Genomic DNA, 21,904 nt, shown 5'->3' with positions numbered 1-21,904 from the left:
GTGGGTGGGTGACGACCGGCGATGACGGCAGGCACCTGCGCACCTGCCCACTGTGTGAAGCCATGTGCGGCTTGGAAATTCAGGTCGAGGGCGGCAAAGTCACCAGCATCCGCGGCAACCGCGACGACGTCTGGAGCCGGGGCCACCTGTGCCCGAAGGGCGTATCGCTGGCCGCGGTGCACGACGACCCGGACCGCATCCGCCGCCCGATGATCAAGGTCGACGGGCAGTGGCACGAGGTCAGCTGGGACGCGGCGTTTCGTCGCTGCACCGAACTGCTGACGCCGGTGATCGAAAATTACGGCATCGGCGCGGTCACCGCCTATACCGGTAACCCGCTGGCGCACTCGTTTTCGCTCGCCCGCTACGCGGGAGTGCTGATGGGCATGTCCGGCATGCCGGTCACGTATTCGCCCGGCACGGTCGACCAGTGGCCGAAGAACCTGTCGTCGCATTTGATGTACGGCCTCTGGTGGAACTTCCCCGTGCCCGACATCGAGCGCACCGACCTGATGGTGATCATGGGCGCCAACCCCGCCGCGTCGCAGGGTTCGCTGCTGGCCGCGCCCGACGTGATGGGCCTGATCAACGGAATTCGCAAGCGCGGCAAGGTGATCGTCATCGACCCGGTGCGCACCCAGACCGCGGCCCAGGCCGACGAGTGGCTTCCGATCGTTCCGGGCACCGACGCGGCGCTGTTGCTGGCCGTCGCGCACACCCTCTTCGACGAAGGCCTGGTCGATGCCGGCCCGCACGTCGACGGCCTCGACACGATGCGCCGGGTCGCCGCGGAGTGGCCGCCGGAGCGGGTGAGTGGCGTCACCGGGATCGACGAAGACCGCATTCGGCGGCTGGCCCGCGAACTCGCCGGCACGGAGAGAGCGGTCGTCTATGGGCGAATCGGCCTGTGCAATCAGGAATTTGGCAGCCTGGCCAGCTGGCTGGTCGACGTGGTAAACATTCTGACCGGCCATTTCGACACCCCGGGCGGAGCGATGTTCCCCAAGCCGGCGGCCTGGTCGATCACCACGCAGCCGCTGCCGGGTCTGGAGGGCGGCCTGGCGGAGTTCGGCCGCTGGCGCACCCGGGTGCGCGGCGCGAAGGAGGTGCTCGGGCAGGCCCCGGTGTCGTGCATGGCCGAAGAAATCGCCACACCCGGCGACGGCCAGCTCAAGGCGCTGATCACGGTTGCCGGCAACCCGGTGTTATCTACACCCGGCGGCGACAAGCTCGTCGAGGTGCTGCCGATGCTGGAAGCGATGATCTCCGTTGACCTTTGGCTCAACGAGACGACGCGGCACGCGGACGTGATCCTGCCCGGGCTGTCCCCGCTCGAGCAGCCGCATCACGACGACCTGATCCTGCTCTTCGCGATCCACAGCATCGCCAATTACTCGGCGCCGGTGTTCGATCCCGGCGATCGCCCGCACGAATGGGAGATCCTGATCCGGCTGACCGGCCTGTGCACCGGGACACCCGCCGAGGACGTCGACGTCGCCGCGATCGACGACGGGTTCTTCGATTACCTCGCCTTCACCCAGGGAGTCGACGGTGCGGAGATCCGCAAGCTCTACGATCACGGCGGCCCGGAACGGATGCTCGACCTCACGCTGCGCACCGGGCCCTTCGGGGACCAGTACGGCAAGAACCCGGGCGGCCTGACGCTGGACATGCTCAAGGCGAACCCGAACGGAATCGACTTCGGGCCGATGGTGCCGCAGCTGCCCGACATCCTGGGCACCCTCGACAAGAAGATCCACCTCGCCCCGCAATACCTGCTCGACGACCTGCCGCGGCTCGCGGCGCGCATGGAGCGGCCGCCCGAGCCGCTGGTCCTGGTCAGCCGCCGCCACCTGCGATCGAACAACACCTGGATGCACAACGTGCCCGCGCTGATGAAGGGCAGGGACCGGTGCACCCTGCTGATCCACCCCGACGACGCGGCCCGCTGCGGAGTCGACGACGGCGACGTCGTCACCGTGAAGTCCGACACCGGCGAGATCAAAGTGCCCGTCGAGGTCACCGATGCGATCAAGCCCGGCGTCGTGTCGATGCCGCACGGCTGGGGGCATGGCAAGCCGGGCACCCGCATGTCGGTGGCCAACGGTTCACCCGGCGCCAACACGAACGTGCTGTCCCCGCCGACGTTCCTCGACGAACCCTCGGGCAACGGCGCCCTCAACGGCATACCGGTGACGATCATCGACGATCAAGCCCGGTTTCGGCCCGCGCAAACGGTTTGAGTATCGCGCGATCTCACAGCTGATCGATAACAGCGATCCAGCGCGCTGCGAACACCATCCCGCAGCATGGCGGGATGGCAAGCAGGCAGATGGTGCTGGCTCAAACGTTTTTCACCGGGGCCGCGACGTTCGCGACGCTGGCGTTGTTCCACACGGCGCAAGCTGAAGTCACGAAAACAGTTGGCGTGCCGATGCATTTGGCGGACCGAACCTTCGCCACGGATAGCGACGACGACGAAGCCCAACTGCAGCAGCAGCTGCAAATCCAGCAGGAGATTCAACAGTCGGAGCAACAGGCCGAAGAGCAAGAGCAATCCGACCTCCAGGAAGCCCAGCAAGCCGAGCAGCAGGGGCAACAGGTTGAGCAGCAGGCCGCCCTGTCGGTCCCCGGAAACTGAACATTTCCGCAGCGGTTCGAATTGTGTTTCGGCTCACCTCAGCCCGCATCGGGTGAACCGTTGACGTACCGGCCGTCGTCGGGTGGGTATGACTGCAACAACGTATTCCACATCGGCGAACCTTGCCGCCGCTCACGGGCGAGGGGCCCCGCGCATCGCGGGAACCGCGGTGGCCTTCACGCCGAACCGCTACGACCAAGAAGAGGTGGCGCGCGAGCTCACCGAGTTCTCGGAGCCGGGTTTCATGCGTTTCGCGCAGACCACGGGGGTCGACCAGCGCAGCCTCGCGCTGCCGCTGTCGCGTTACCCGAAGCTGAGCGGATTCACCGAGGCGAACGACGCCTACCTCGAGGTCGCCGTCGACCTGGGGGAGCGGGCAATACGGAAGGCGCTGGCCGCGGCGGAGATTCAGCCCCACGAGGTGGACGCCATCGTGATGGTCTCCAGCACGGGGATAGCGGTGCCGACCATCGACGCGCGGTTGATGTCTCGAATCGGGTTGCGGCCCAGCATCAAACGCATGCCCCTGTTCGGGCTGGGCTGCGTGGCGGGCGCGGCCGGCATGGCTCGCATGCACGACTACCTGCGCGGCTACCCGGGGGATGTGGCCGTGCTGCTGTCGGTGGAGCTGTGCTCGCTCACGCTGCAACGGGACGACACCTCGATCCCGGCCCTGATCGGCGTGTCGCTGTTCGGCGACGGGGCGGCCGCGGTGGTAGCCGTCGGTGCCGACCGAATCAGGCCGGTTCGCAACGAAAATCGGGGTCCGCGTGTCCTGGCGACGCGCAGCCGCGTCATTCCCGAGACCGTCGACGTCATGGGCTGGAATGTCAGCTCCAGCGGCTTCCAGCTGGTGATGTCCCGCGACGTCCCGAAGATGGCCGACGACTATCTGCGCGCGGAGGTCGACGGCTTCCTGAGCGAGCACGATTTGTCCATCGCAGACGTTTCGACGTGGGTGTGCCATCCCGGTGGTCCGAAGGTGCTCGATTCGATCGAAAACGCGTTGGGTCTCGCGCCGGAATCGCTGGCCCACAGCCGCGATTCCATGCGGGAGAACGGAAACATCTCGTCGGCGTCGGTGCTTGACGTCCTGCGCCGGACGGTGGCCGAGCCGCCGGCGGCGGGATCCCTCGGGGTGATGCTCGCGATGGGGCCCGGCTTCAGCTTCGAGTTGCTGCTCCTGCAGTGGTGAGGGGCTAAACCATGTACTACTACCTGTTCATCCTTGCGATCGGAGCCGAGCGGTTCGTCGAGCTCGCGGTCGCCCGGCGAAACGCCGAGTGGTCATTCGCGCACGGAGGCAAGGAGTTCGGACGCGACCACTATCCCGCGATGGTCAGCATGCATGCGCTGCTTCTGGTTTCGTGCGTCGTGGAGGTGTGGGCCATGGGCCGCCCGTTCGTCCCGTGGCTGGGATGGCCGATGCTCGGCGTCGTGGTGCTGAGCACCGTGATCCGCTGGCGGTGTGTCGCGGTGCTCGGCAAGCGCTGGAATCCGCGGCTCATCGTGCTCCCGGGTGCGCCGCTGGTCTCCGACGGGCTGTACCGATTGGTCCGTCACCCCAACTACACCGCCGTCGCGGCGGAGGTCGCCGCGCTGCCGCTGGTTCATTCGGCGTGGCTGACCGCGATCGTGTTCAGCGCGGCGAATGCCCTGGTGCTCACGGTGCGGATCCGCGCCGAGAACGCCGCGTTGGGTTACGCCTAGCAATCAGGGCGCGACGGGACGATTCGTCCACTCCCGGCCGGCCCGGCGCGACGACCGGTACCAGCCGCCCGCCGCGCCGGTGCCGCCGTCGGTCGGGATGGTGTGGCCGGTGACGAACGCCGACAGCTCCGAGGCGAGGAAAAGGATCACCCGTGCCTGGTCCTCGGCCAGCCCCATCCGTCCGACCGGCACCCATTGCGGCCACTGCGTCTGCTCGTCCGCCGAGAGCCACTGCGAGTAGGGCACCTGCAGCGATTCGGTGACATCGGGGCCGATCGCGTTGACCCGCACCCCGTCGCGGCCCACCTGCACCGCCAGGCTGCGAGTGAAGTGGATGACCGCGGCCTTGAAGGCGGCATAGACCGGATCCTCCGGGTAGCCGCGCAACCCCTCGACCGAGGACACGTTGACGACGGCGCCCGCCCGCTGCTCGATCATCGCGGGCAGGAAGGCATGCGTGACGAGGAAGACGTGGTGCAGGTTGATGCGGTACAGGTCGTCCCACAGCTGCGGGTCGGTGTCGACGAAATTGCCCGGGTGCCGCAACCAGTGGCCGACGTTGTTCACCAGGACATCCACCCGGCCGTACCGATCGAGCACCGTCCGCGCCAAGGCGCCGACCTGGCCCGCGTCCCGGACATCGGTCACGGCCGCCAGCCCCGAGCCACCCGACGCCGTGATCTCGTCGACGACGCGCTCGGCGAGGCCGGCGTCGATGTCGGCGATGACCACCCGGGCGCCGTGCTGGGCGAACAGTCGCGCGGTCGCCGCGCCGATGCCACCGCCGCCGCCGGTCACCACCGCGACCCGGTTGGCCAGCAGCGCGGCGGGCTGCAATGCCTCTCCCATGCCCATATCTTGCGGCACTCGGGGGCGGGCCGGCGGTATTACCCACCACGCCCACGCACCAAACAGTGAGGAAGCCAACATTTGCCGGGATTCGCCGGGCGTTTTTCCCGATTTGCGGCGGGTATCCGGTTTACCTCTACGGAGGTTGAATACAAATGCTGACGAAGCCAGAGCGACGCCGCATCTTGCCAAGCCATGCAATGAGTCGACGGGTGCACCATCGGCACAGTCCGCAGTCATTTGCGGTGTCATTGGCGAGTCGGCTTATCGTCAAGAACGTCGTGCGCGCGTGGGCCATTCAGCCGAATTTGCATTGGCCCCTGGGATACGTCGACGAGTTGGCGGGTTTGCTGCAGCATGTCCCTCCCTCGGCGAGCATCGAACCGGTACGGCTTGACGGCTGTGCCGCCGAATGGGTTCGCGCGCCGGGCGTCTCGTCCGAGCGCGCGATTCTTTACCTGCACGGCGGCGCGTTCCTGACCTGTGGCCTCAACACGCACCGATCCCTGGTGACCCGTCTGTCGAAAGCGGCGGACGCCGCGGTGCTGGCCGTCGGATACCGGAAGCTGCCATCGCACCAGATCGCCGACGCGATCGAAGACGGAATGTGCGGGCTCCGCTGGCTTCAGGACCACGGCTACGACGGGGACCGGGTGGTGGTGGCCGGCGACTCGGCCGGGGGATACCTCGCGTTCATGACCACCCTCGCCGCCATCCGGGCCGGCCTGCCCAGGCCCGCCGGCATCGCGGCGATCTCGCCGTTCACCGACGCGGATCCGACCCGAAAGCTGCGGCACCGCAACGCCCGCCGGTGCTCGATGTTCACCCGCGGGGCGTTGTCGATGTTCGCCCGGTACCTCGGCGAGGTGCGCGTTCCGCGGGGTGACGGGACGTCCGCGCGTCGCGTCGAGTCGCCGGTTGACGCTGACCTTTCCTCGTTGCCGCCCGTCGCCATCCACGTCAGCTCCGACGAATTGTTGCTTCCCGACGCCGAACTCATGGCGGAACGATTGCAATTCAGCGGGGTTCGCTGCGACCTTCACTTGTGGGACGGCCAAATCCACGACTTCCCGCTGGCGGCCGACGTATTGCCGGAAGGCAGGCGGGCCATTCGATATCTCGGGGATTTCATCAAAGAAGTCACCGGGGGAGCCGGCCGGGTGCCTTACGTCGCGGCGGCGGCGGGATAGCCGGCATTCAGGAATGGAAATCATTTGGCGGCCCGTATCGGGCCGTCATTCGCGTTGCTCGGGTCCCAACGCAGGGTCCTCCCGCGAATTCCGCCAACCGGGCGTGGTCGTGTCCAGCCCCACGCCGATGTCTCTCGGCCGGCACATCGTCGTCGTGAAAGCCGTCGACTTCTTGGCCTGCAATCGGGCCCGCTGCCGATACAGTTGGTCATCGTGAGCCCACCAGCCCCGCCAGTGCTGACCGTGCGGTACGAGGGATCGGAGCGCACCTTCGCAGCAGGCACCGACGTCGTGATCGGGCGTGATCTTCGCGCGGACGTCCGCGTCGCACACCCGCTGATCTCCCGGACGCACCTCATCGTGCGTTTCGACCAGGGGCGATGGATCGCCGTCGACAACGGCAGCCTCAACGGGCTCTACGTCCACAACCGTCGCGTCCCCGTCGTCGACATCCAGGACGGCCTGCGGGTCAACATCGGCAACCCGGACGGCCCGGCGCTGACCTTCGAAGTCGGCCGCCACCAGGGTTCGGCCGGGCGCCCGCCCCTGACCACGTCGATCCCGATTTACACCGCGAGCGCCCCGAGCGCCCCGGCGTCCCAGAGCCAGCCGCAGCAGGTCGGCACGCCCTGGCCGGGCCAGCCGCAGCAGCCGCCGTCGGCCCCGCTCCGCACGCCGACGCATCCGCCGAGCGCGCCCAGGCCGATCCATCCACCCAGCGGGCCGCAGCCGCTTCACCCGCCCAGCGGCCCGCAGCCGATCCATCCGGCCACCGGCCCGCAGCCGTGGCAGCCGACCGGCGGTCATCCGACGGGACCGCCCAGCGAACCGCAGCAGGCGCCGAAGATCTACCGGGCGCAGCCCATGCAAGTGCCGCCGGCGGAGTCCGAGACCGGCCGCGTCGCGGAGCCCGCCGGCCTGGAGACGGGCCGCGTCCCCGATGCCGCGAACATCGCGACGTCGATGATGAAGATCCTGCGGCCCGGCCGAACCGGGTTGGTGTCGGCGCCCGGCGCGGTCAAGATCGGCCGGGCCAACGACAACGACATCGTCATTCCCGAGGTGCTGGCATCACGCCACCACGCGACCCTGATCCCGACGCCGCAGGGCACCGAGATCCACGACAACCGCAGCATCAACGGCACTTTCGTCAACGGCGCCCGCGTCGAGTCGGCCGTGCTGCACGAGGGCGACGTCGTCACGATCGGCAACATCGACCTGGTTTTCGCCGGCGGCACGCTGGCCCGCCGCGACGAAACCGCGACCGCGACGCGCACCGGCGGCCTCGACGTGCGCGGGGTGACGTGGACGATTGAGAACAACAAGGTCCTGCTCGACGACATCTCGCTGGGCGCACAGCCCGGAACCCTGACCGCCGTCATCGGCCCGTCGGGAGCGGGGAAGTCCACCTTCGCCCGGTTGGTGGCCGGCTACACCCACCCGACCAAGGGCACGGTGGCCTTCGAGGGCCACAACGTGCACGCCGAATACGCCTCGCTGCGCAGCAGGATCGGAATGGTCCCGCAGGACGACGTGGTGCACGGGCAGCTGACGGTGCAGCAGGCGTTGATGTATGCGGCCGAGCTGCGGCTGCCACCGGACACCACCAAGGACGACCGCGCCCAGGTGGTGGCCCGGGTCCTCGAGGAGCTCGAGATGACCCAGCACCTGCACACCCGGGTCGACAAGCTGTCGGGCGGTCAGCGCAAGCGCGCGTCGGTGGCGCTGGAGCTGCTGACCGGGCCGTCGCTGCTGATCCTGGACGAGCCGACGTCCGGCCTGGACCCGGCCCTGGATCGCCAGGTGATGACCATGCTGCGGCAGTTGGCCGACGCCGGTCGCGTGGTGCTCGTGGTCACCCACTCGCTGACCTACCTGGACGTCTGCGATCAGGTGCTGCTGCTGGCGCCCGGCGGCAAGACCGCGTTCTGCGGGCCACCGAGCCAGATCGGTCCGGCGATGGGCACCACGAACTGGGCCGACATCTTCAGCACGGTCGCCAACGATCCCGACGGCGCCAAGGCACGCTACCTGGCGCGGACGGGCCCGCCCCCGCCGCCACCGCCGGCGGAGAAACCGGCCGAAATCGGCGACCCGTCGCACACCAGCCTGTTCCGGCAGTTCTCCACGATCGCGCGGCGGCAGGTGCGGTTGATCGTGTCCGACCGCGGCTATTTCGTCTTCCTGGCGCTGCTGCCGTTCATCATGGGCTCGCTGTCGATGTCGGTGCCCGGCGATGTGGGCTTCGGCAGACCCGACCCGATGGGCGCCGCGCCCACCGAGCCCGGGCAGATCCTGGTGCTGCTGAACGTCGGCGCGGTCTTCATGGGAACGGCGCTGACGATCCGCGATCTGATCGGCGAGCGCGCTATCTTCCTGCGCGAGCAGGCGGTCGGCCTGTCCACCACCGCGTACCTGCTGGCGAAGGTGTTCGTCTACACGGTGTTCGCCGTCATGCAGTCCGCGATCGTCACCGTCATCGCGATCGTCGGGAAGGGCGGCCCGACGCAGGGCGCCGTGGCGTTGGGCATTCCCAACCTGGAGCTGTTCGTCGACGTCGCCATGACGACCGTCGCCTCGGCGATGCTCGGGCTGGTGCTGTCGTCCATCGCCAAGTCCAACGAACAGATCATGCCCCTACTCGTCGTGGCGGTCATGTCGCAGCTGGTGTTCTCCGGCGGCATGATTCCCGTCACCGATCGCATCGGCCTGGACCAAATGGCTTGGGCCACACCGGCGAGATGGGGCTTCGCCTCGTCGGCGTCCACCGTTGACCTGCTCAGCCTGCAGGACAAAGTCCCGTCGGTGCCGCACGACTCGCACTGGCGTCACACGGCCGGCGCGTGGTGGTTCGACATGGGCATGTTGGTATTGCTCAGCGGCTTGTACCTGGGCTTCGTGCGCTGGAAGATTCGTCTGAAGAGCGGCTGATCGTCCGCTTTCGGTGTGTGCTGGCGGCTTTCAGTGTGTCGCCAGGGCGGTGAAATCGCGATATTCCCGCCCCGGGTTCACACGCGAAACCCTGGGCTCACACCGAAAGCCGTGGGGTAACGCCCTAGGCCCCCTTGCGGACCACCTGTTCGGCGGCGGCACGCATCCGGTCCGACAGCTGAAGCAGGGCATGCTCGCCGACCCCGTGCGGCACCGTGTAGGCGAGTTGCCGTAACTCAAGGGCGCAGTCGCGCAACTCCTGGCGGAGGCGTGTCTCAAGGGTGGGCATGGCGTCTTCCTCTACGCGTGGCGGCTGAGAAAGATTTTCGCAGCCCGGCCACGGATCCGCGATTGCGGCGAAGCGTTTTTACGGGAGATTGACAGCGTTTTTACATCTGGTGAAGGTAATTCAACTCGACGCGCAGCAGCGCGGCCGGGCGCGTGACGCCCTGCGGGGGAGCAGTGGTGCCGCCGTCGGTCGTGACGTAGGCGACGCGGCCGTGGTCTTGCGGGCCGCGCCCCCACGCGGCGCTGGACGGCCCCACGAGCGTTTCGTCGAACGGGTCGCCGGCGATGTGGCGGACCTCGCTGCCGTGCCGGGGCGCCAGCGGCACCCGGTCGATGGTGTTCGCGCGATGCCGTGTGACGTAAGCGAATCCGGCGTCCTCGTCGAGGCAGAAGTCGTCGGCGTTGTCGATCGCGGCGACGAACTGCGCTGGCCCGGCAGCATCAAGGGTAGAGGAGTCGACGGGGACTCGCATGAAGACCTTCTGCGCGGTAGACGTGTAGTACAGGTAACCGGTCTGTGCCCCGTATCGCACGCCGTTCACGCCGGGCTGCGGCGGTGGAGGCACGCCGCTGTCGGGATCGTCGGCCATGGTGTCGTCGGCGAGCCATATGCAGGCCGTCGCGCCGGCGAGGTCCACGCGCCAGATGAGTCCGGCGAAACAATCCGCGATCGCCAGCACGTTCGGGCCGAGTACGCAACTTCCGTTGAGCGCGCGAACGCGGGCATCGAACGTGAAGACGAGTTCGGGCGATACCGGCGCACCGGGCGTCCATCCGTTGAAATCGATTCGAGCCAAATGCGATTCATGAGTCGTGTAGCCCTCGGTAAGGCAGACGACGAACACGTCGGGCGCCACCTCCGCGATGCCGGTGACCGGGTGATCAAAGGTGTGCACCAGCACCGGTTCGGCGACCGATCCGGACTCCGTTGCCGGAATCCACCAGAGTTCTTTGTGCACGACATCGGTGACGAGAATCGACCCGTCGGCGCGCACGGCGAGGTTTTCCGGGAAGTGCCGCTGCGGGAAGAGTGCCACGGGCTTCATCGTGACGGTGGGCAGCGGGGGCAGGGCCATGCTTATTGCTCCAATCCCCGGGCGTTTGCCGGAACGTCGAAGGCGCCCAGCGTCATACACACCATGGTGAACCAACCGAGCAGTACCGCGACATCCACGATGCCCGCATCACCGAGCAACTCCCTGGCGCGCCGGTACAGGCCGAGCGGAACGACGCGCGCGGCGACCAACGCCGATGCCAGCTCGTAGACCACCTGCTGGCGCGTGTCATCGAAGGATGTCGGCAGGCCGGCGATGATCGCTTCAACCCGCCGTGGGTCCAGGCGACCGTCGCGCCCGGCGATGATTTCGTGCTCGTAATTGGCGTATGCGCTGCGCCACCGGGCGGTGGCGATGGTGGTCGCGATCTCGATCTCGGCCTTAGTCAACGTCGAATCGCGCTGGAAGTAGGCACCGGTCGGCACTATCGTCTTCGACAGAGCGGGGTTGGCGAGCCAAATCTTGTGCGGACCGGGGACCAGCCCGCGCAGTTCGCGGGTGAAGTCATAGGCCTGTTTCATCTGCGGCGGCATCTCGTCGACCGGCGTCTCAACGAACCGACCAAACGTGCCGAAATCTGATCCGTCATTCATCCCGTCAGGATTGCCGCGGCGCCGAGCGCGAAACAGGATGGTCGGCGAAACGGCTCAGGGGCGCACGGCGACGAAGGTCTCGTTGGGCACGCCGGCGGCCAGTCCGTCGACGTCGAAGGGTTCACGCAACCGGGCGTTCAGCTTCGCGGGATCGGTGAGCAGGCTGATCTCAGCGGTCTGCCGGGCGAACAGCCGCCCGAAAAGCGGGTAGAGCCAACGCATTAACGCCCGTTCGGGGCGGGTGCAGCGCGCGGCGCAGTAGCCGACGTGGCCAAGCTCGTCGGTGAGGATCTCGGTGTAAAGCCGGTCGATCCTTGCGGCAACCTCCGGCTCGTCGGAGAACAACTCGACGCCGACCCGGCGCAACTCGTCAAACATGATGCAGCCCGCCATTTCCCCGGCGCCCACGAATGGGAATCCGATTCGCTCGGGCAGAAAGACTTCCATCTTGACGAATTGCCGCATGACGAACGGCGGCACCACGACCTGGAACGGCAGACCGAACATGTCCAGCACGTAGCTCAGCAGCCGGGTGTGGTAGTGCTCCTCGAGCGCCAGATACACCCGCTCGGGGGGCTGGTCGGCGCCGCCGATCCGTCCGTAGGTATCGCCGAGGTCCACGCCGAATCGCTCCGCCTGGTTGAGTTTCGCGGTGGCCAACAGGAACAGCATCTCGGGAGCGAGCCCGGCCTCGGGTCGGCGTCGGCGCAGATTTCGCAGGAACACGCGCTGATCGATGGGCCGGCTGGAGCGAACCGGATTGGCCTCCAGCGACCCAAAGAATTCCTCGCGGCTGGAAAGCCGGCGATGCAGCAGGTCGGCGTCGCCGTCCCGGCGCGTGAGAAATTCCCGATAGCCCTCGATGGCCGTGCTGGTCGTCATGACGCCTCCATTCCGTTGACGATGGTCTTGACGTATCGGTCCAGGAGCGCCGCACGTGACCGGGGCTCCGTTGCTGCGGTGACGAGCAATGCGAACAGCCCGGTCAGGAAGATGACGCCGAGTTCGCCCGCGTCCGCGTCCGGCGACACCCGCTGCGCGGCCTGCGCTTCGGCGATCGCGGCGATGACGAACTCGGCCAGCGGGTGCCCGCCCAGCTCGTCCTCGATGGGGCGCGTCGCCGAGAAGTGCAGCCCGAGCATGTCCCTGAAGACCACCGGCCCCAGCCGCTCCTCGGCCGCAAGCACCTGGCGCACCAGCGAAGTCAGCATCGATCTCAGGTCGCCGGGCGGGCTGGCCTCGGTGGCCAGCATCGCCACGATCTTGGACTCTTCGTCGCGTTCCAGCTCGGCCAGGACGTGTTCCTTGGTCGGGAAATGGAAGTAGAACGTGCCCCGCGCCACCCCGACCGCCGAAGCGATGGCGGCGACGTCGGTGCCCGCCAACCCCGACCGCTCGATCTCGGCCACCGCGGCGTCGAACAGGCGGGCCCGCGTCTGCAGCCGCTGGGCCTCCCGCGCGCTCGTGACCGGCGTCGGCGAAGGCATGCCCGCGAAACTACCCCTCCCGCTGACGCCCGTCAATGACGCCCGTCAGCGAGCATTCCGGGAACGGCGGACCGGTCAATGGAACGGGCATCTGGCGGTGACGACGGCGGCTGAGCACACTGAGGGGGCAGATGACCTCATCTGGGGCAAAGGGGCCGGGATGGATTTCGAACTCGACGCCGGGCAACGCGCCTGGCTGGCCGAGGTTCGTGAATTCCTCCAGGAGCACGTCACCGCGGAACTGCGGGCCGAACTGGCGAAGCACGACCTGGAATTCCCCGGCGGCGAGGTGGCCCGGTTTCGTCGCAAGATCGGCGAGAAGGGCTGGTTCGGGCTGAACTGGCCGCGGGAGTACGGCGGGCTGGGCCTCGGCGCCGTGCATCAGCACCTGCTGATGAGCGAGTTCGAATATTGGGGAGTGCCCGGGCCCGACCTGACGGTCACCTCGGTGGCGCCGATGATCATGCGGCACGGCACCGAGCAGAACAAGGCCGAATGGCTGCCGCTGATCGCCAAGGGCGAAATGAGCTGCGCCGTGGGCTATTCCGAGCCCGATGCGGGAACCGACCTGGCCAACCTGCGCACGCGCGCGACCCTCGAGGCCCAGGAATGGGTGATCAACGGCACCAAGATCTGGAACAGCGGCGCCCAGCGCGCCACCCACGAGTGGCTGTGCGTGCGCACCGACCCGAATGCCGGGCGCCATCGCGGGATTTCGGTCATCATCGTGCCGATCGACAGCCCGGGCGTCGAGATCCGCCCGCTCTACGCGTGGTCGGGCTATCGCACCAACGAGGTGCACTTCCGCGACGTGCGCGTCCCGGTCACCAACCTGATCGGCGAAGTCAACCGGGGCTGGACCTACATCACCGGCGCCCTCGACCTGGAACGCGGCGCGCTGACCAACGCCGGCGATCTGCGCCGCGCCGTGGACGACCTGCGCGAACTGGCGCGACGGCCGCGGCGCGACGGGACGGTGCCCGCGCACGATCCGGCGCTGCGCCGCCGCCTGGCCCGGGCGGAGGCCGACGTGGAGGCGGCCACGCTGATGGGCTACGAGGCCGCCTCGATCCTGGACGGCGGCGTCATCCCGACCGTCGAGGTAAGCGTGGAGAAGGTTTTCACCAGCGAATTGCGCCAGCGCATCGCCGAATTGGCGCTCGATCTGCTGGGGCCGGACGGCCTGCTGGCGCATCGCGGCCCCGACGCGCCGCTGGGCGGCAAGTTCGAACGGCTCTACCGGGCCGCCCCGTTGATGCGTTTCGGTGGGGGCACCAACGAAGTGCTGCGCGACATCATCGCCCAGCGCGGGCACGGGATGCCGTCGTATGGACGTTAGGCCGACCGCCGAGCGGCGTGAGTTCGCCGCGACGTTGCGCGCGCTGCTGTCGGCGGAGAGCCCGATCGGCCTGGTGCGCGGCCTGAACGAACCCGGCGCGGACCGGAGCACCCCCGCGCTGTGGAAGGCGTTGGCCGACGCCGGCGTCTTCGGGCTGGCCGTCGCCCAGGAGCACGGCGGCTCCGGGGGCTCCGTCGAAGATCTCGCCGTCTTCTACACCGAGGCCGGACGCGCTCTGTGCCCGACGACGGCGCACAGCACGATCGGGGCCGTGGTGGCGATCGATCAGCTTGGGCCGCAACGCGCCAAGGCCGAGTGGCTGCCGCGGCTGACGAACGGCAGCCTTCGCGGCACCACCGCGTTGTGGAATGCGCGCGACGCCGCCGCCACCGCGCCGGTGCTCGGCGCCGAACCCGACTCGAGCGGCGGCTGGCGGCTCACCGGCACGGTGGACTACGTCCCCGACGCCGACCTCGCCGACGTCGTCGTGGTGTCGGCCGCGGCCGGCGGGCGCATGCTGGCCTTCGTCGCCGACGCGCACGCGAGCGGCCTGACCGTCGGCCCGCTCGCCATGGCCGGCGGGCACCGGGCGTGCACGGTGCGCTTCGACGGCGTGGCCGTCGATGCCGGCGCGCTGCTCGGCGACGTCGACCGGCGGGGTCTGCGGCGCGTCGCCAACACCGCGGTGGCGCTGGGATCCCTCGACCTGGTCGGGGTCGGGCAGGCCGTGCTGGATCGCACGGTCGAATACACCAAGCTGCGTCACCAGTTCGGCCGCCCGATCGCGTCGTTCCAGGCGGCCCAGCACCTGATCGCCAACATGCACATCGCCCTTGCCGCGGCGCGCCTGGCCGCGCACGCCGCGGTCTTCTGGCTGGCGCGCGGTCACGTGGCCACCCGGCAAACCGCGATCGCACGCATGCACGCCGCCACCGCGGCCCGGCTGATCACCCTGGACGCCCACCAATTGCACGGCGGCATGGGCTATGTCACCGAAACCGACCTGCACCTGTGGAGCGAACGGGCGCGGCTGGGCTCCACGCTCGGCGGCGGGGCCGACGTCGCCGCGGCCTGGCTGGAAGCGACCCTGGAGGCGGACGCCGATGACTGAGGACACCTTGATCGACGCCGAGTCGGCGTCGCGCGTGGGGACCGTCGCCGCGTCCGCCACCGGCGAGGTGAACCGGCGCGACTGGCAGCGCTGGGCGGCCGCGATCGGCGACCACAACCCGTTGTGGTTCGATCCGGAGTACGCCCGGGCCAACGGTTTTCGCGACATCGTCTGCCCCCCGCTGTTCCTTCAATACGCGGTCCTCGGTGTCACCAGGTTGGACGGGCTGCGCCCCGACGGATCCTCCGGCGCGGCCTCGGGCAGCCTCGCGTTTCCGCGGGCCCCCAAACGGATGGCCGGCGGCGAGAGCTTCACCTTCCACCTGCCCGCCTACCACCGCGACGAGATCGAGATGACGCGAACGATCGAGTCCATCGTCGAAAAGCAGGGCCGCTCGGGAAGATTCGTGCTGGTCACCTGGCACACCGTGTACCGCAACCAGCACGGCGACCTCGTCGCCGAAGCGTCGACGTCGATGATCGCGCGACCCTAGGAGCGCCATGGAAGGCCGGCAGGTGTTCTACGAGGACGTCGCGGTGGGCGACCGGATGCCCACCCTGACCGTCACCGTCGACGAGACGCAGCTCTTCTTCTTCAGCGCGTCCACGTACAACGGCCACCGCATCCACTACGACAAGGAGTGGGCCCGCACGGTCGAGGGCTACGACGACGTGCTCGTCCACGGCCCGTTGCAGGCCGCGCTGCTGGCCCGCGCGATCGGCGACTGGATCGGCGGACGCGGCCGGCTGGTGTCCTTCTCGGTGCAGAACCGGGCCGTCGCATACCCCGGCCAACCGCTCAGCTTCGGCGGGGAGGTCACGGGCAAGCGGCTCACCGAGAACGGCGCGGGGCTCCTGGATCTCGAGATCGCCGGGCGCCGCGACGACACCGTGCTGATGCCAGGCACGGCGACCGTCGAGCTGCCCCGACGCGGAACGCGGCCGTGACGGGCCTGCGCGGCGAGGCGGCGATCATCGGGATCGCCGAGCTGCCCGCCGAAAAGCGTCCGAGCGGGCCGCCACAGTTCACCCTCGACCAGTACGCGTTGTTGGCGAAGCTGGTCATCGAGGACGCCGGCGTCGACCCGGCATGCGTCAACGGCCTGCTCACCCACGGTGTGGCCGAATCGGCCATGTTCGCGCCGGCCACGCTGTGCGAATACCTCGGCATGCCGTTGGATTTCGGGGAGCGAGTGGATCTGGGCGGTGCCACATCGGCGGGGATGGTGTGGCGCGCGGCGGCCGCCGTCGAGCTCGGCATCTGCGACGCGGCGCTGGCGGTCGTCCCGGGATCGGCCTCCGTGCCGCAATCCGAACGGCGCCCGCCGCCCGCGCCGAATTGGTATGGGGCGTCGTCGAACTCCTACGGATCGCCACAAGCCGAGTTCGAGATTCCCTACGGCAACGTCGGCCAGAACGCCCCCTACGCGCAGATCGCCCAGCGCTACGCGGCCGAATTCGGCTATGACGCCGCCGCCGTCGCGAAGATCGCGGTCGACCAGCGCGCCAACGCGTGCGCGCATCCGGGCGCGGTGTTCCACGGGACCCCGATCACGGTGGACGACGTTCTCTCCAGCCCGATGATCGCCGATCCCATCCACATGCTCGAGACCGTGATGCGGGTGCACGGGGGAGCGGGCGTCCTCGTCGCCAACGCCGACCTCGCGCGGCGAAGCCGACACCGCCCGGTGTGGATCACGGGATTCGGCGAGCACATCGCATTCAAGACCCCGACCTACGCCGATGACCTGCTGCGCACGCCCATCGCGCGCGCCGCCGACACGGCGTTCGCGATGGCGGGGCTGAGCCGATCCGATGTGGACGTTGCGTCGATCTACGACTGCTACACCATCACCGTGCTGATGAGCCTGGAGGACGCGGGGTTCTGCGCCAAAGGCCAAGGCATGTCCTGGATTACCGACCGCGATCTGACCTACCGCGGCGACTTTCCGCTCAACACCGCGGGCGGTCAACTGTCCTTCGGCCAGGCCGGGATGGCCGGCGGCATGCACCACGTCGTCGACGGCGCGCGCCAGGTGATGGGCCGGGCCGGCGACGCGCAGGTGCCCGACTGCGACGTCGGGTTCATCACCGGCAACGGCGGGATCATGAGCGAGCAGGTCGCGCTGCTGATCCGGGGGGACTAGCGTGACCGCCGAATACCCCGTGCCCGAGCCCACGCCGGTCTCCCGCCCCTTCTGGGACGCCCTGGCGCAGCACCGGATCCTGGTGCAGTACTCGCCCTCGCTGCGACGCCACGTCTTCTACCCGCGCACCCTGGCTCCCGGGTCGCTCGCCGACGACCTGGAGTGGCGCGAAATCGACGGCGCGGGAACGCTGTACACGTTCACCGTGGCGCGCCGGCCCACCGGCCCGCCCTGGGCGGACGCGGTGCCGCAGCTGCCCGCGGTGGTCCAGTGGGACGCCGGGCCGAGGATCAGCACCGAGCTGGTGGACGTCGACCCGGGCGACATTCGGATCGGGATGCGGGTCACGCCCGTGTTCTACGATCTTGACAGCGGAATGACCCTGCTGAAATACCGGCCGGCATGACCGGCGCGCCGGTGCGGGCGGAGGCCCACATGGACGACCCCATCGACGGTGTCGTGCGGGCGATGTTGGGCGAACTGAACGCCGGATTCCCCCGCGTCGAGACGATGACCGGAGCGCAGGCGCGCGCCGCCGTGGCCGAACGACGGGTGCCGGTCGACAACGTCGGGGACGTCCGCGACACCATCGACCACGCGATCCCGGGCCCCGCGGGCGCCATCCCGGCGCGGATCTACCACCCGCACGGTGAGCCGTCGGCCCGGCGCCCGGGGATCGTCTTCTACCACGGCGGCGGATTCGTGTTCTGCGACATCGAATCTCACGACGGCTTCTGTCGCGCCCTCGCCCGCGGCAGCCAGGCCGTCGTCGTGTCGGTCGGCTACCGCCTGGCCCCCGAGCACCCCGCGCCCGCCGCGGCGCTCGACGCTTTCGCGGCGTTCTGCTGGGTGATCGAACACGCGGCCGGGCTTGGCATCGACCCGGCGCGAACGGCCGTCGCCGGCGACAGCGCCGGCGGGAATCTCGCGGCCGTCACCGCGATCCTGTGCCGCGAACGGGGGGTCGCCCGCCCGGCCGCCCAGGTGTTGCTCTACCCGGCCATCGACCCGTCGTTCGAAACGGACAGCTATCACCGCTACGGCACCGGATACTTCAACACCCGGGCCGCGATGCAGTGGTATTGGCGGCAATACCTCGGCGCCGACAGGCTCGTCGACCCGCCCTACCTGGTGGCGCCGGCACGGGCGGATTCTCACAAGGACCTGCCGCCCGCGGTGATCGCGACCGCGGGGCTGGACCCGCTGCACAGCGAGGGATGCGACTACGCGCACCGCCTGCGCGGCGCCGGGGTACCGGTCGTGCATCGCGATTTCCCCGGATTGTTCCACGGGTTCATGTCGATTCAGTCCTTTCCGCCGGCGGCCTCGGCGCGCGAAATGATATGCGCCGACCTGCGCGGGCTGCTGCTGTCGAGCCTTTGCGAGTCGACATGACCGATTCCGACGTCATCGTCATCGGCGCGGGGTTCGCCGGCCTGTATGCCGTGCACCGGGCGGCCTTAGCGGGCCTGTCGGTGCTCGGCATCGAGGCGGCTGCCGACGTGGGCGGCACCTGGTACTGGAACCGCTACCCGGGCGCGCGGTGCGACGTCGAAAGCGTCGACTACTCATACTCATTCGACGAGGAGCTGCAGCAGAGCTGGACCTGGACCGAACGCTTCGCCGCGCAGCCAGAGATCCTGGCGTACCTACGCCACGTGGCGGACCGGTTCGACCTGCGCCGCCATTACCGGTTCGGCGTCGACGTGGTTGGCGCCGACTTCGACGAGGAGGACGGCCGCTGGCACGTGAGCACCGCCGATGGTCAGGCGCACGCGGCGCGGTTTCTGCTCTGCGCGACCGGCTGCCTGTCCGCGGTGAACCGCCCCGACATCCCCGGCGTCGACGACTTCGCCGGCGACGTCTACTTCACCGCCGAGTGGCCGAGCGAGGATCCAGACCTGCGCGGCAAATGGGTGGGGCTGATCGGCACGGGTTCGTCCGGCATTCAAGCGGTTCCGCTCATCGCGGCCGAGGCCGAGCGGCTGGTGGTGTTCCAGCGCTCGGCCAACTACAGCATCCCAATGCCCAACCGCCCGTGGTCTCCCGAGGAACAGCAGCGGATCCGGGAGGACTACCCGGAGCGCCGCCGGCTCTCGGCCTACGCGTCGGCGGGTACGCCGCACGGCACCTACCACAAGAAGGCGGTCGACACCGAACCGCACGAGCGCGTCGACGCCCTGTGGCGGCGCTGGCGCGAGGGCGGCGTGCTGTTCGCCAAGACCTTCCCCGACCAGAACAGCGACCCGGCGGCCAACGACATCGCGAGGGAATTCGCCGAGGAACGCATCCGGGAAATCGTGCACGATCCCGTCGTCGCCGCCGATCTCATCCCGGTCGACCATCCCATCGGGACCAAGCGGATCTGCACCGACGCAGGCTATTACGCGACGTTCAACCGTGACAACGTCCGGCTGGTGAACCTGCGCCGCGAGCCCATCGACTCCATCACCCCCGAGGGCGTGCGAACCAGCGAAGCGACCTACCCGTGTGACGTGCTGGTCTTTGCGACCGGCTTCGACGCGCTGACCGGAGCGCTGACCCGGATAGACCCCCGCGGTCCCCGGGGCGTGCGGTTGCGCGACGTCTGGGCCGACGGACCGCTGACGTTTCTCGGCCTGATGGTGCCGGGCCTGCCCAACCTGTTCACCATCAGCGGGCCGGGCAGCCCGTCGGTGCTGGCCAACATGGTGCTGCACGCCGAGGTGCAGATCGACTGGGTGATCGAGCTGGTGCTGACGGCCCGCCGCCTCGGCCTGAGCGAGGTGGAGCCGCGCCGCGACGCCGCCGAGGCATGGACCCACCACGTCGCGCGGGCCGCCGACCAAACCCTGTTCCCCCGGGCCGCGTCGTCGTGGTACCTGGGCGCCAACATCGAGGGCAAGAAACGCGTATTCATGCCCTACGCCGGGGGATTCGGCAACTACCGGCGCCATTGCGACGCAGTGGCGGCCAAGAACTACGCCGGGCTGGTGCTGACCACGCGATGACCGAGACAGTGCAGCAGCTGCTGCGGCAGCGCCGCAACGACGACACTCCCGCGGTTGCCCACGGCGAGCAGACATGGACCTGGCGCCAACACCTGGCCGAGGCCGAGGCGGAGGCGGCCGCGCTGATCGGCCTCGCCGACCCGGCGCGTCCGCTGCACGTCGGTGCGCTGCTCACCAACTCGCCGGCGATGCTTCGCGCCATGGCGGCCGCCGCGCTGGGCGGCTACGTGTTGTGCGGGATCAACACCACCCGGCGCGGCGCCGGGCTGCTCGCCGATGTCCGGCGCTCGGATTGCCAGATCCTGCTCGTCGACGACGAACACCAGCGCCTGCTGGACGGGTTGGCGCTCAACGGGATTCAAGTCATCGACGTGGGCTCGACGCGGTACGCCGACGCGGTGGCCGCGGCCCCGGCCCTCGTTGCCCACCGCGAGGTCACCGCCGCGGACACCCTGATGATGATCTTCACCTCCGGCACCAGCGGCGACCCCAAGGCCGTGCGATTCGCGCACGGCATGGCGATCATGTGCGGGACCAGCCTGATCTGGCAGTACGACGTCACGGCCGACGACGTCTGCTACCTGTCCATGCCGCTGTTTCACTCCAACGGCATCGCCGCCGGGTGGGCGGTCGCCGTCGGAAGCGGCGCCACGATGGTGCCGGCCAAGTTCTCGCCGTCGCGCTTCGTCGACGACGTGCGCCGCTACGGGGTGACCTACGTGAACTACGTCGGCAAGCCGCTCGCGCTGATCCTGGCCACCCCCGAACGCCCCGACGACGCCGACACCTCCCTGCGCGTCGCGTTCGGCAACGAGGCGACCGACCGCGACATCGACGAATTCGCACGGCGTTTCGGATGCCGGGTCATCGACAGCTTCGGCTCCAGCGAGTTCGCGGTGATCGTCGTGCGCGAGGACGGCGCCCCGCCCGGTTCGATCGGCAAGCCCTACCCGGGGGTCAGCATCTACAACCCGAAGACGTTGCAGGAGTGCGCGGTCGCGCGGTTCGACGAGCACGGCGCGCTGACCAACTTCGACGAAGCGGTCGGCGAGCTCGTCAACACCCAGGGCGCGGGGCCGTTCACCGGCTACTACAACGACCCGTCCGCGACGGCCGAGCGCATGCGGCACGGCATGTACTGGTCGGGCGACCTGGCCTACCGCGACTGCGACGGCTGGATCTATTTGGCCGGGCGCACCGCGGATTGGATGCGCGTGGACGGCGAGAACTTGGCCGCGGCGCCGATCGAGCGGATCCTGGAACGGCTGCCGCAGGTCGGTCAGGTCGCGGTTTATGCCGTGCCCGACGAGCGGGTCGGCGACCAGGTGATGGCGGCCCTGGTCCTCCGTGACGAAACCCCATTAGACCCAGCCGATTTCGAGAAGTTCCTCGCCTCGCAGCCCGACCTGTCGCCCAAGGCGTGGCCCCGATACGTGCGCATCAACGACGACCTGCCCGCGACGGCCACCAACAAGATCCTCAAACGGGAACTGATCGCAGCCGGCGTCACCGCGCAGGGCGGGGTGCTATGGACACGCGACGCGCGCGGCACCACGTACCGCGTGGCGCCCTGA

The 21,904-nt window shown here is 68.9% G+C and carries 21 protein-coding genes; 15 read left to right on the top strand and 6 right to left on the bottom strand.

Features of this window, described 5'->3' with window-relative positions; genetic code table 11:
- Positions 1–8: 8 nt before the first annotated feature.
- The 4 genes from A5655_RS12975 to A5655_RS12960 all read left to right on the top strand — a co-directional run bounded on the left by A5655_RS12975 (position 9) and on the right by A5655_RS12960 (position 4,351).
- Positions 9–2,243, top strand: a complete 2,235-nt coding sequence (locus A5655_RS12975) for a molybdopterin-dependent oxidoreductase (protein ID WP_156764843.1) — start codon at positions 9–11, stop codon at positions 2,241–2,243.
- 74 nt (positions 2,244–2,317) lie between these two features.
- Entirely contained in the window at positions 2,318–2,641 is a 324-nt protein-coding gene (locus tag A5655_RS12970; protein ID WP_067010600.1) for a hypothetical protein, read from the top strand.
- A 169-nt stretch (positions 2,642–2,810) separates the two neighbouring features.
- Complete coding sequence (locus A5655_RS12965) at positions 2,811–3,836, top strand: type III polyketide synthase (RefSeq protein ID WP_231999151.1); 1,026 nt, start codon at positions 2,811–2,813, stop codon at positions 3,834–3,836.
- 11 nt (positions 3,837–3,847) lie between these two features.
- Positions 3,848–4,351 (top strand): isoprenylcysteine carboxyl methyltransferase family protein, encoded by a 504-nt coding sequence (locus tag A5655_RS12960; protein ID WP_067010598.1) that lies wholly within the window; start codon positions 3,848–3,850, stop codon positions 4,349–4,351.
- A gap of 3 nt (positions 4,352–4,354) precedes the next feature.
- Here A5655_RS12960 and A5655_RS12955 read toward each other — a convergent pair whose 3' ends face one another.
- A complete protein-coding gene (locus tag A5655_RS12955; RefSeq protein WP_067010683.1) occupies positions 4,355–5,200 on the bottom strand; it encodes an SDR family NAD(P)-dependent oxidoreductase in 846 nt (281 codons plus the stop codon).
- A gap of 155 nt (positions 5,201–5,355) precedes the next feature.
- Between A5655_RS12955 and A5655_RS12950 the strand changes: the two genes are divergently transcribed.
- Together A5655_RS12950 and A5655_RS12945 are read left to right on the top strand one after the other, a co-directional pair.
- Complete coding sequence (locus A5655_RS12950; RefSeq protein WP_156764842.1) at positions 5,356–6,390, top strand: alpha/beta hydrolase; 1,035 nt, start codon at positions 5,356–5,358, stop codon at positions 6,388–6,390.
- A gap of 204 nt (positions 6,391–6,594) precedes the next feature.
- Positions 6,595–9,321 carry an FHA domain-containing protein gene (locus tag A5655_RS12945; RefSeq protein ID WP_231999150.1) on the top strand — a complete coding sequence of 909 codons (2,727 nt, stop codon included), beginning with the start codon at positions 6,595–6,597 and terminating at the stop codon, positions 9,319–9,321.
- 124 nt (positions 9,322–9,445) lie between these two features.
- Here the strand turns inward: A5655_RS12945 and A5655_RS28280 are convergent, their stop codons facing one another.
- The 5 genes from A5655_RS28280 to A5655_RS12925 form a co-directional block, all read right to left on the bottom strand.
- On the bottom strand, positions 9,446–9,610 hold the full coding sequence (locus A5655_RS28280; protein WP_197508680.1) for a hypothetical protein: 165 nt from the start codon (positions 9,608–9,610) through the stop codon (positions 9,446–9,448).
- Between the two features lie 100 nt (positions 9,611–9,710).
- Complete coding sequence (locus A5655_RS12940) at positions 9,711–10,685, bottom strand: hypothetical protein (RefSeq protein ID WP_067010596.1); 975 nt, start codon at positions 10,683–10,685, stop codon at positions 9,711–9,713.
- Positions 10,686–10,687: 2 nt separating this feature from the next.
- Entirely contained in the window at positions 10,688–11,197 is a 510-nt protein-coding gene (locus tag A5655_RS12935; protein ID WP_231999149.1) for a carboxymuconolactone decarboxylase family protein, read from the bottom strand.
- A 114-nt stretch (positions 11,198–11,311) separates the two neighbouring features.
- Positions 11,312–12,139, bottom strand: coding sequence for a hypothetical protein (locus A5655_RS12930; protein ID WP_067010592.1), 828 nt, complete (start codon positions 12,137–12,139; stop codon positions 11,312–11,314).
- Positions 12,136–12,744, bottom strand: coding sequence for a TetR/AcrR family transcriptional regulator (locus A5655_RS12925; protein ID WP_067010590.1), 609 nt, complete (start codon positions 12,742–12,744; stop codon positions 12,136–12,138). Before A5655_RS12925 ends, A5655_RS12930 begins: the two co-directional genes overlap by 4 nt.
- A 160-nt stretch (positions 12,745–12,904) precedes the next feature.
- Between A5655_RS12925 and A5655_RS12920 the strand changes: the two genes are divergently transcribed.
- From A5655_RS12920 to fadD1, 9 genes are read left to right on the top strand one after another with little or no spacing between them, the layout of a single operon-like run.
- Entirely contained in the window at positions 12,905–14,083 is a 1,179-nt protein-coding gene (locus A5655_RS12920; RefSeq protein WP_067010588.1) for an acyl-CoA dehydrogenase family protein, read from the top strand.
- A complete protein-coding gene (locus tag A5655_RS12915; protein ID WP_067010587.1) occupies positions 14,073–15,194 on the top strand; it encodes an acyl-CoA dehydrogenase family protein in 1,122 nt (373 codons plus the stop codon). Before A5655_RS12920 ends, A5655_RS12915 begins: the two co-directional genes overlap by 11 nt.
- Positions 15,187–15,687, top strand: coding sequence for a MaoC family dehydratase N-terminal domain-containing protein (locus tag A5655_RS12910; RefSeq protein WP_067010585.1), 501 nt, complete (start codon positions 15,187–15,189; stop codon positions 15,685–15,687). The genes A5655_RS12915 and A5655_RS12910 overlap by 8 nt, the downstream gene beginning before the upstream one ends.
- Positions 15,688–15,694: 7 nt before the next feature.
- Positions 15,695–16,141, top strand: a complete 447-nt coding sequence (locus A5655_RS12905) for a MaoC family dehydratase (protein WP_067010583.1) — start codon at positions 15,695–15,697, stop codon at positions 16,139–16,141.
- Positions 16,138–17,340, top strand: coding sequence for a thiolase family protein (locus A5655_RS12900; protein WP_067010581.1), 1,203 nt, complete (start codon positions 16,138–16,140; stop codon positions 17,338–17,340). Before A5655_RS12905 ends, A5655_RS12900 begins: the two co-directional genes overlap by 4 nt.
- Position 17,341: 1 nt before the next feature.
- On the top strand, positions 17,342–17,746 hold the full coding sequence (locus tag A5655_RS12895; RefSeq protein ID WP_067010577.1) for a Zn-ribbon domain-containing OB-fold protein: 405 nt from the start codon (positions 17,342–17,344) through the stop codon (positions 17,744–17,746).
- Positions 17,743–18,735 carry an alpha/beta hydrolase gene (locus tag A5655_RS12890; RefSeq protein ID WP_231999148.1) on the top strand — a complete coding sequence of 331 codons (993 nt, stop codon included), beginning with the start codon at positions 17,743–17,745 and terminating at the stop codon, positions 18,733–18,735. Before A5655_RS12895 ends, A5655_RS12890 begins: the two co-directional genes overlap by 4 nt.
- The gene (locus tag A5655_RS12885) at positions 18,732–20,330 is read left to right on the top strand and encodes an NAD(P)/FAD-dependent oxidoreductase (protein ID WP_067010574.1); all 1,599 of its coding nucleotides are present in this window, start codon (positions 18,732–18,734) and stop codon (positions 20,328–20,330) included. The genes A5655_RS12890 and A5655_RS12885 overlap by 4 nt, the downstream gene beginning before the upstream one ends.
- Positions 20,327–21,904, top strand: a complete 1,578-nt coding sequence (gene fadD1 / locus A5655_RS12880) for a fatty-acid--CoA ligase FadD1 (protein WP_067010571.1) — start codon at positions 20,327–20,329, stop codon at positions 21,902–21,904. Before A5655_RS12885 ends, fadD1 begins: the two co-directional genes overlap by 4 nt.

This window comes from Mycobacterium sp. 1081908.1 (genome assembly GCF_001673535.1).
Lineage (GTDB): Bacteria > Actinomycetota > Actinomycetes > Mycobacteriales > Mycobacteriaceae > Mycobacterium.
The sequence above is the reverse complement of the archived record's forward strand: the minus strand, read 5'-3'. Positions and strand labels throughout refer to the sequence as shown.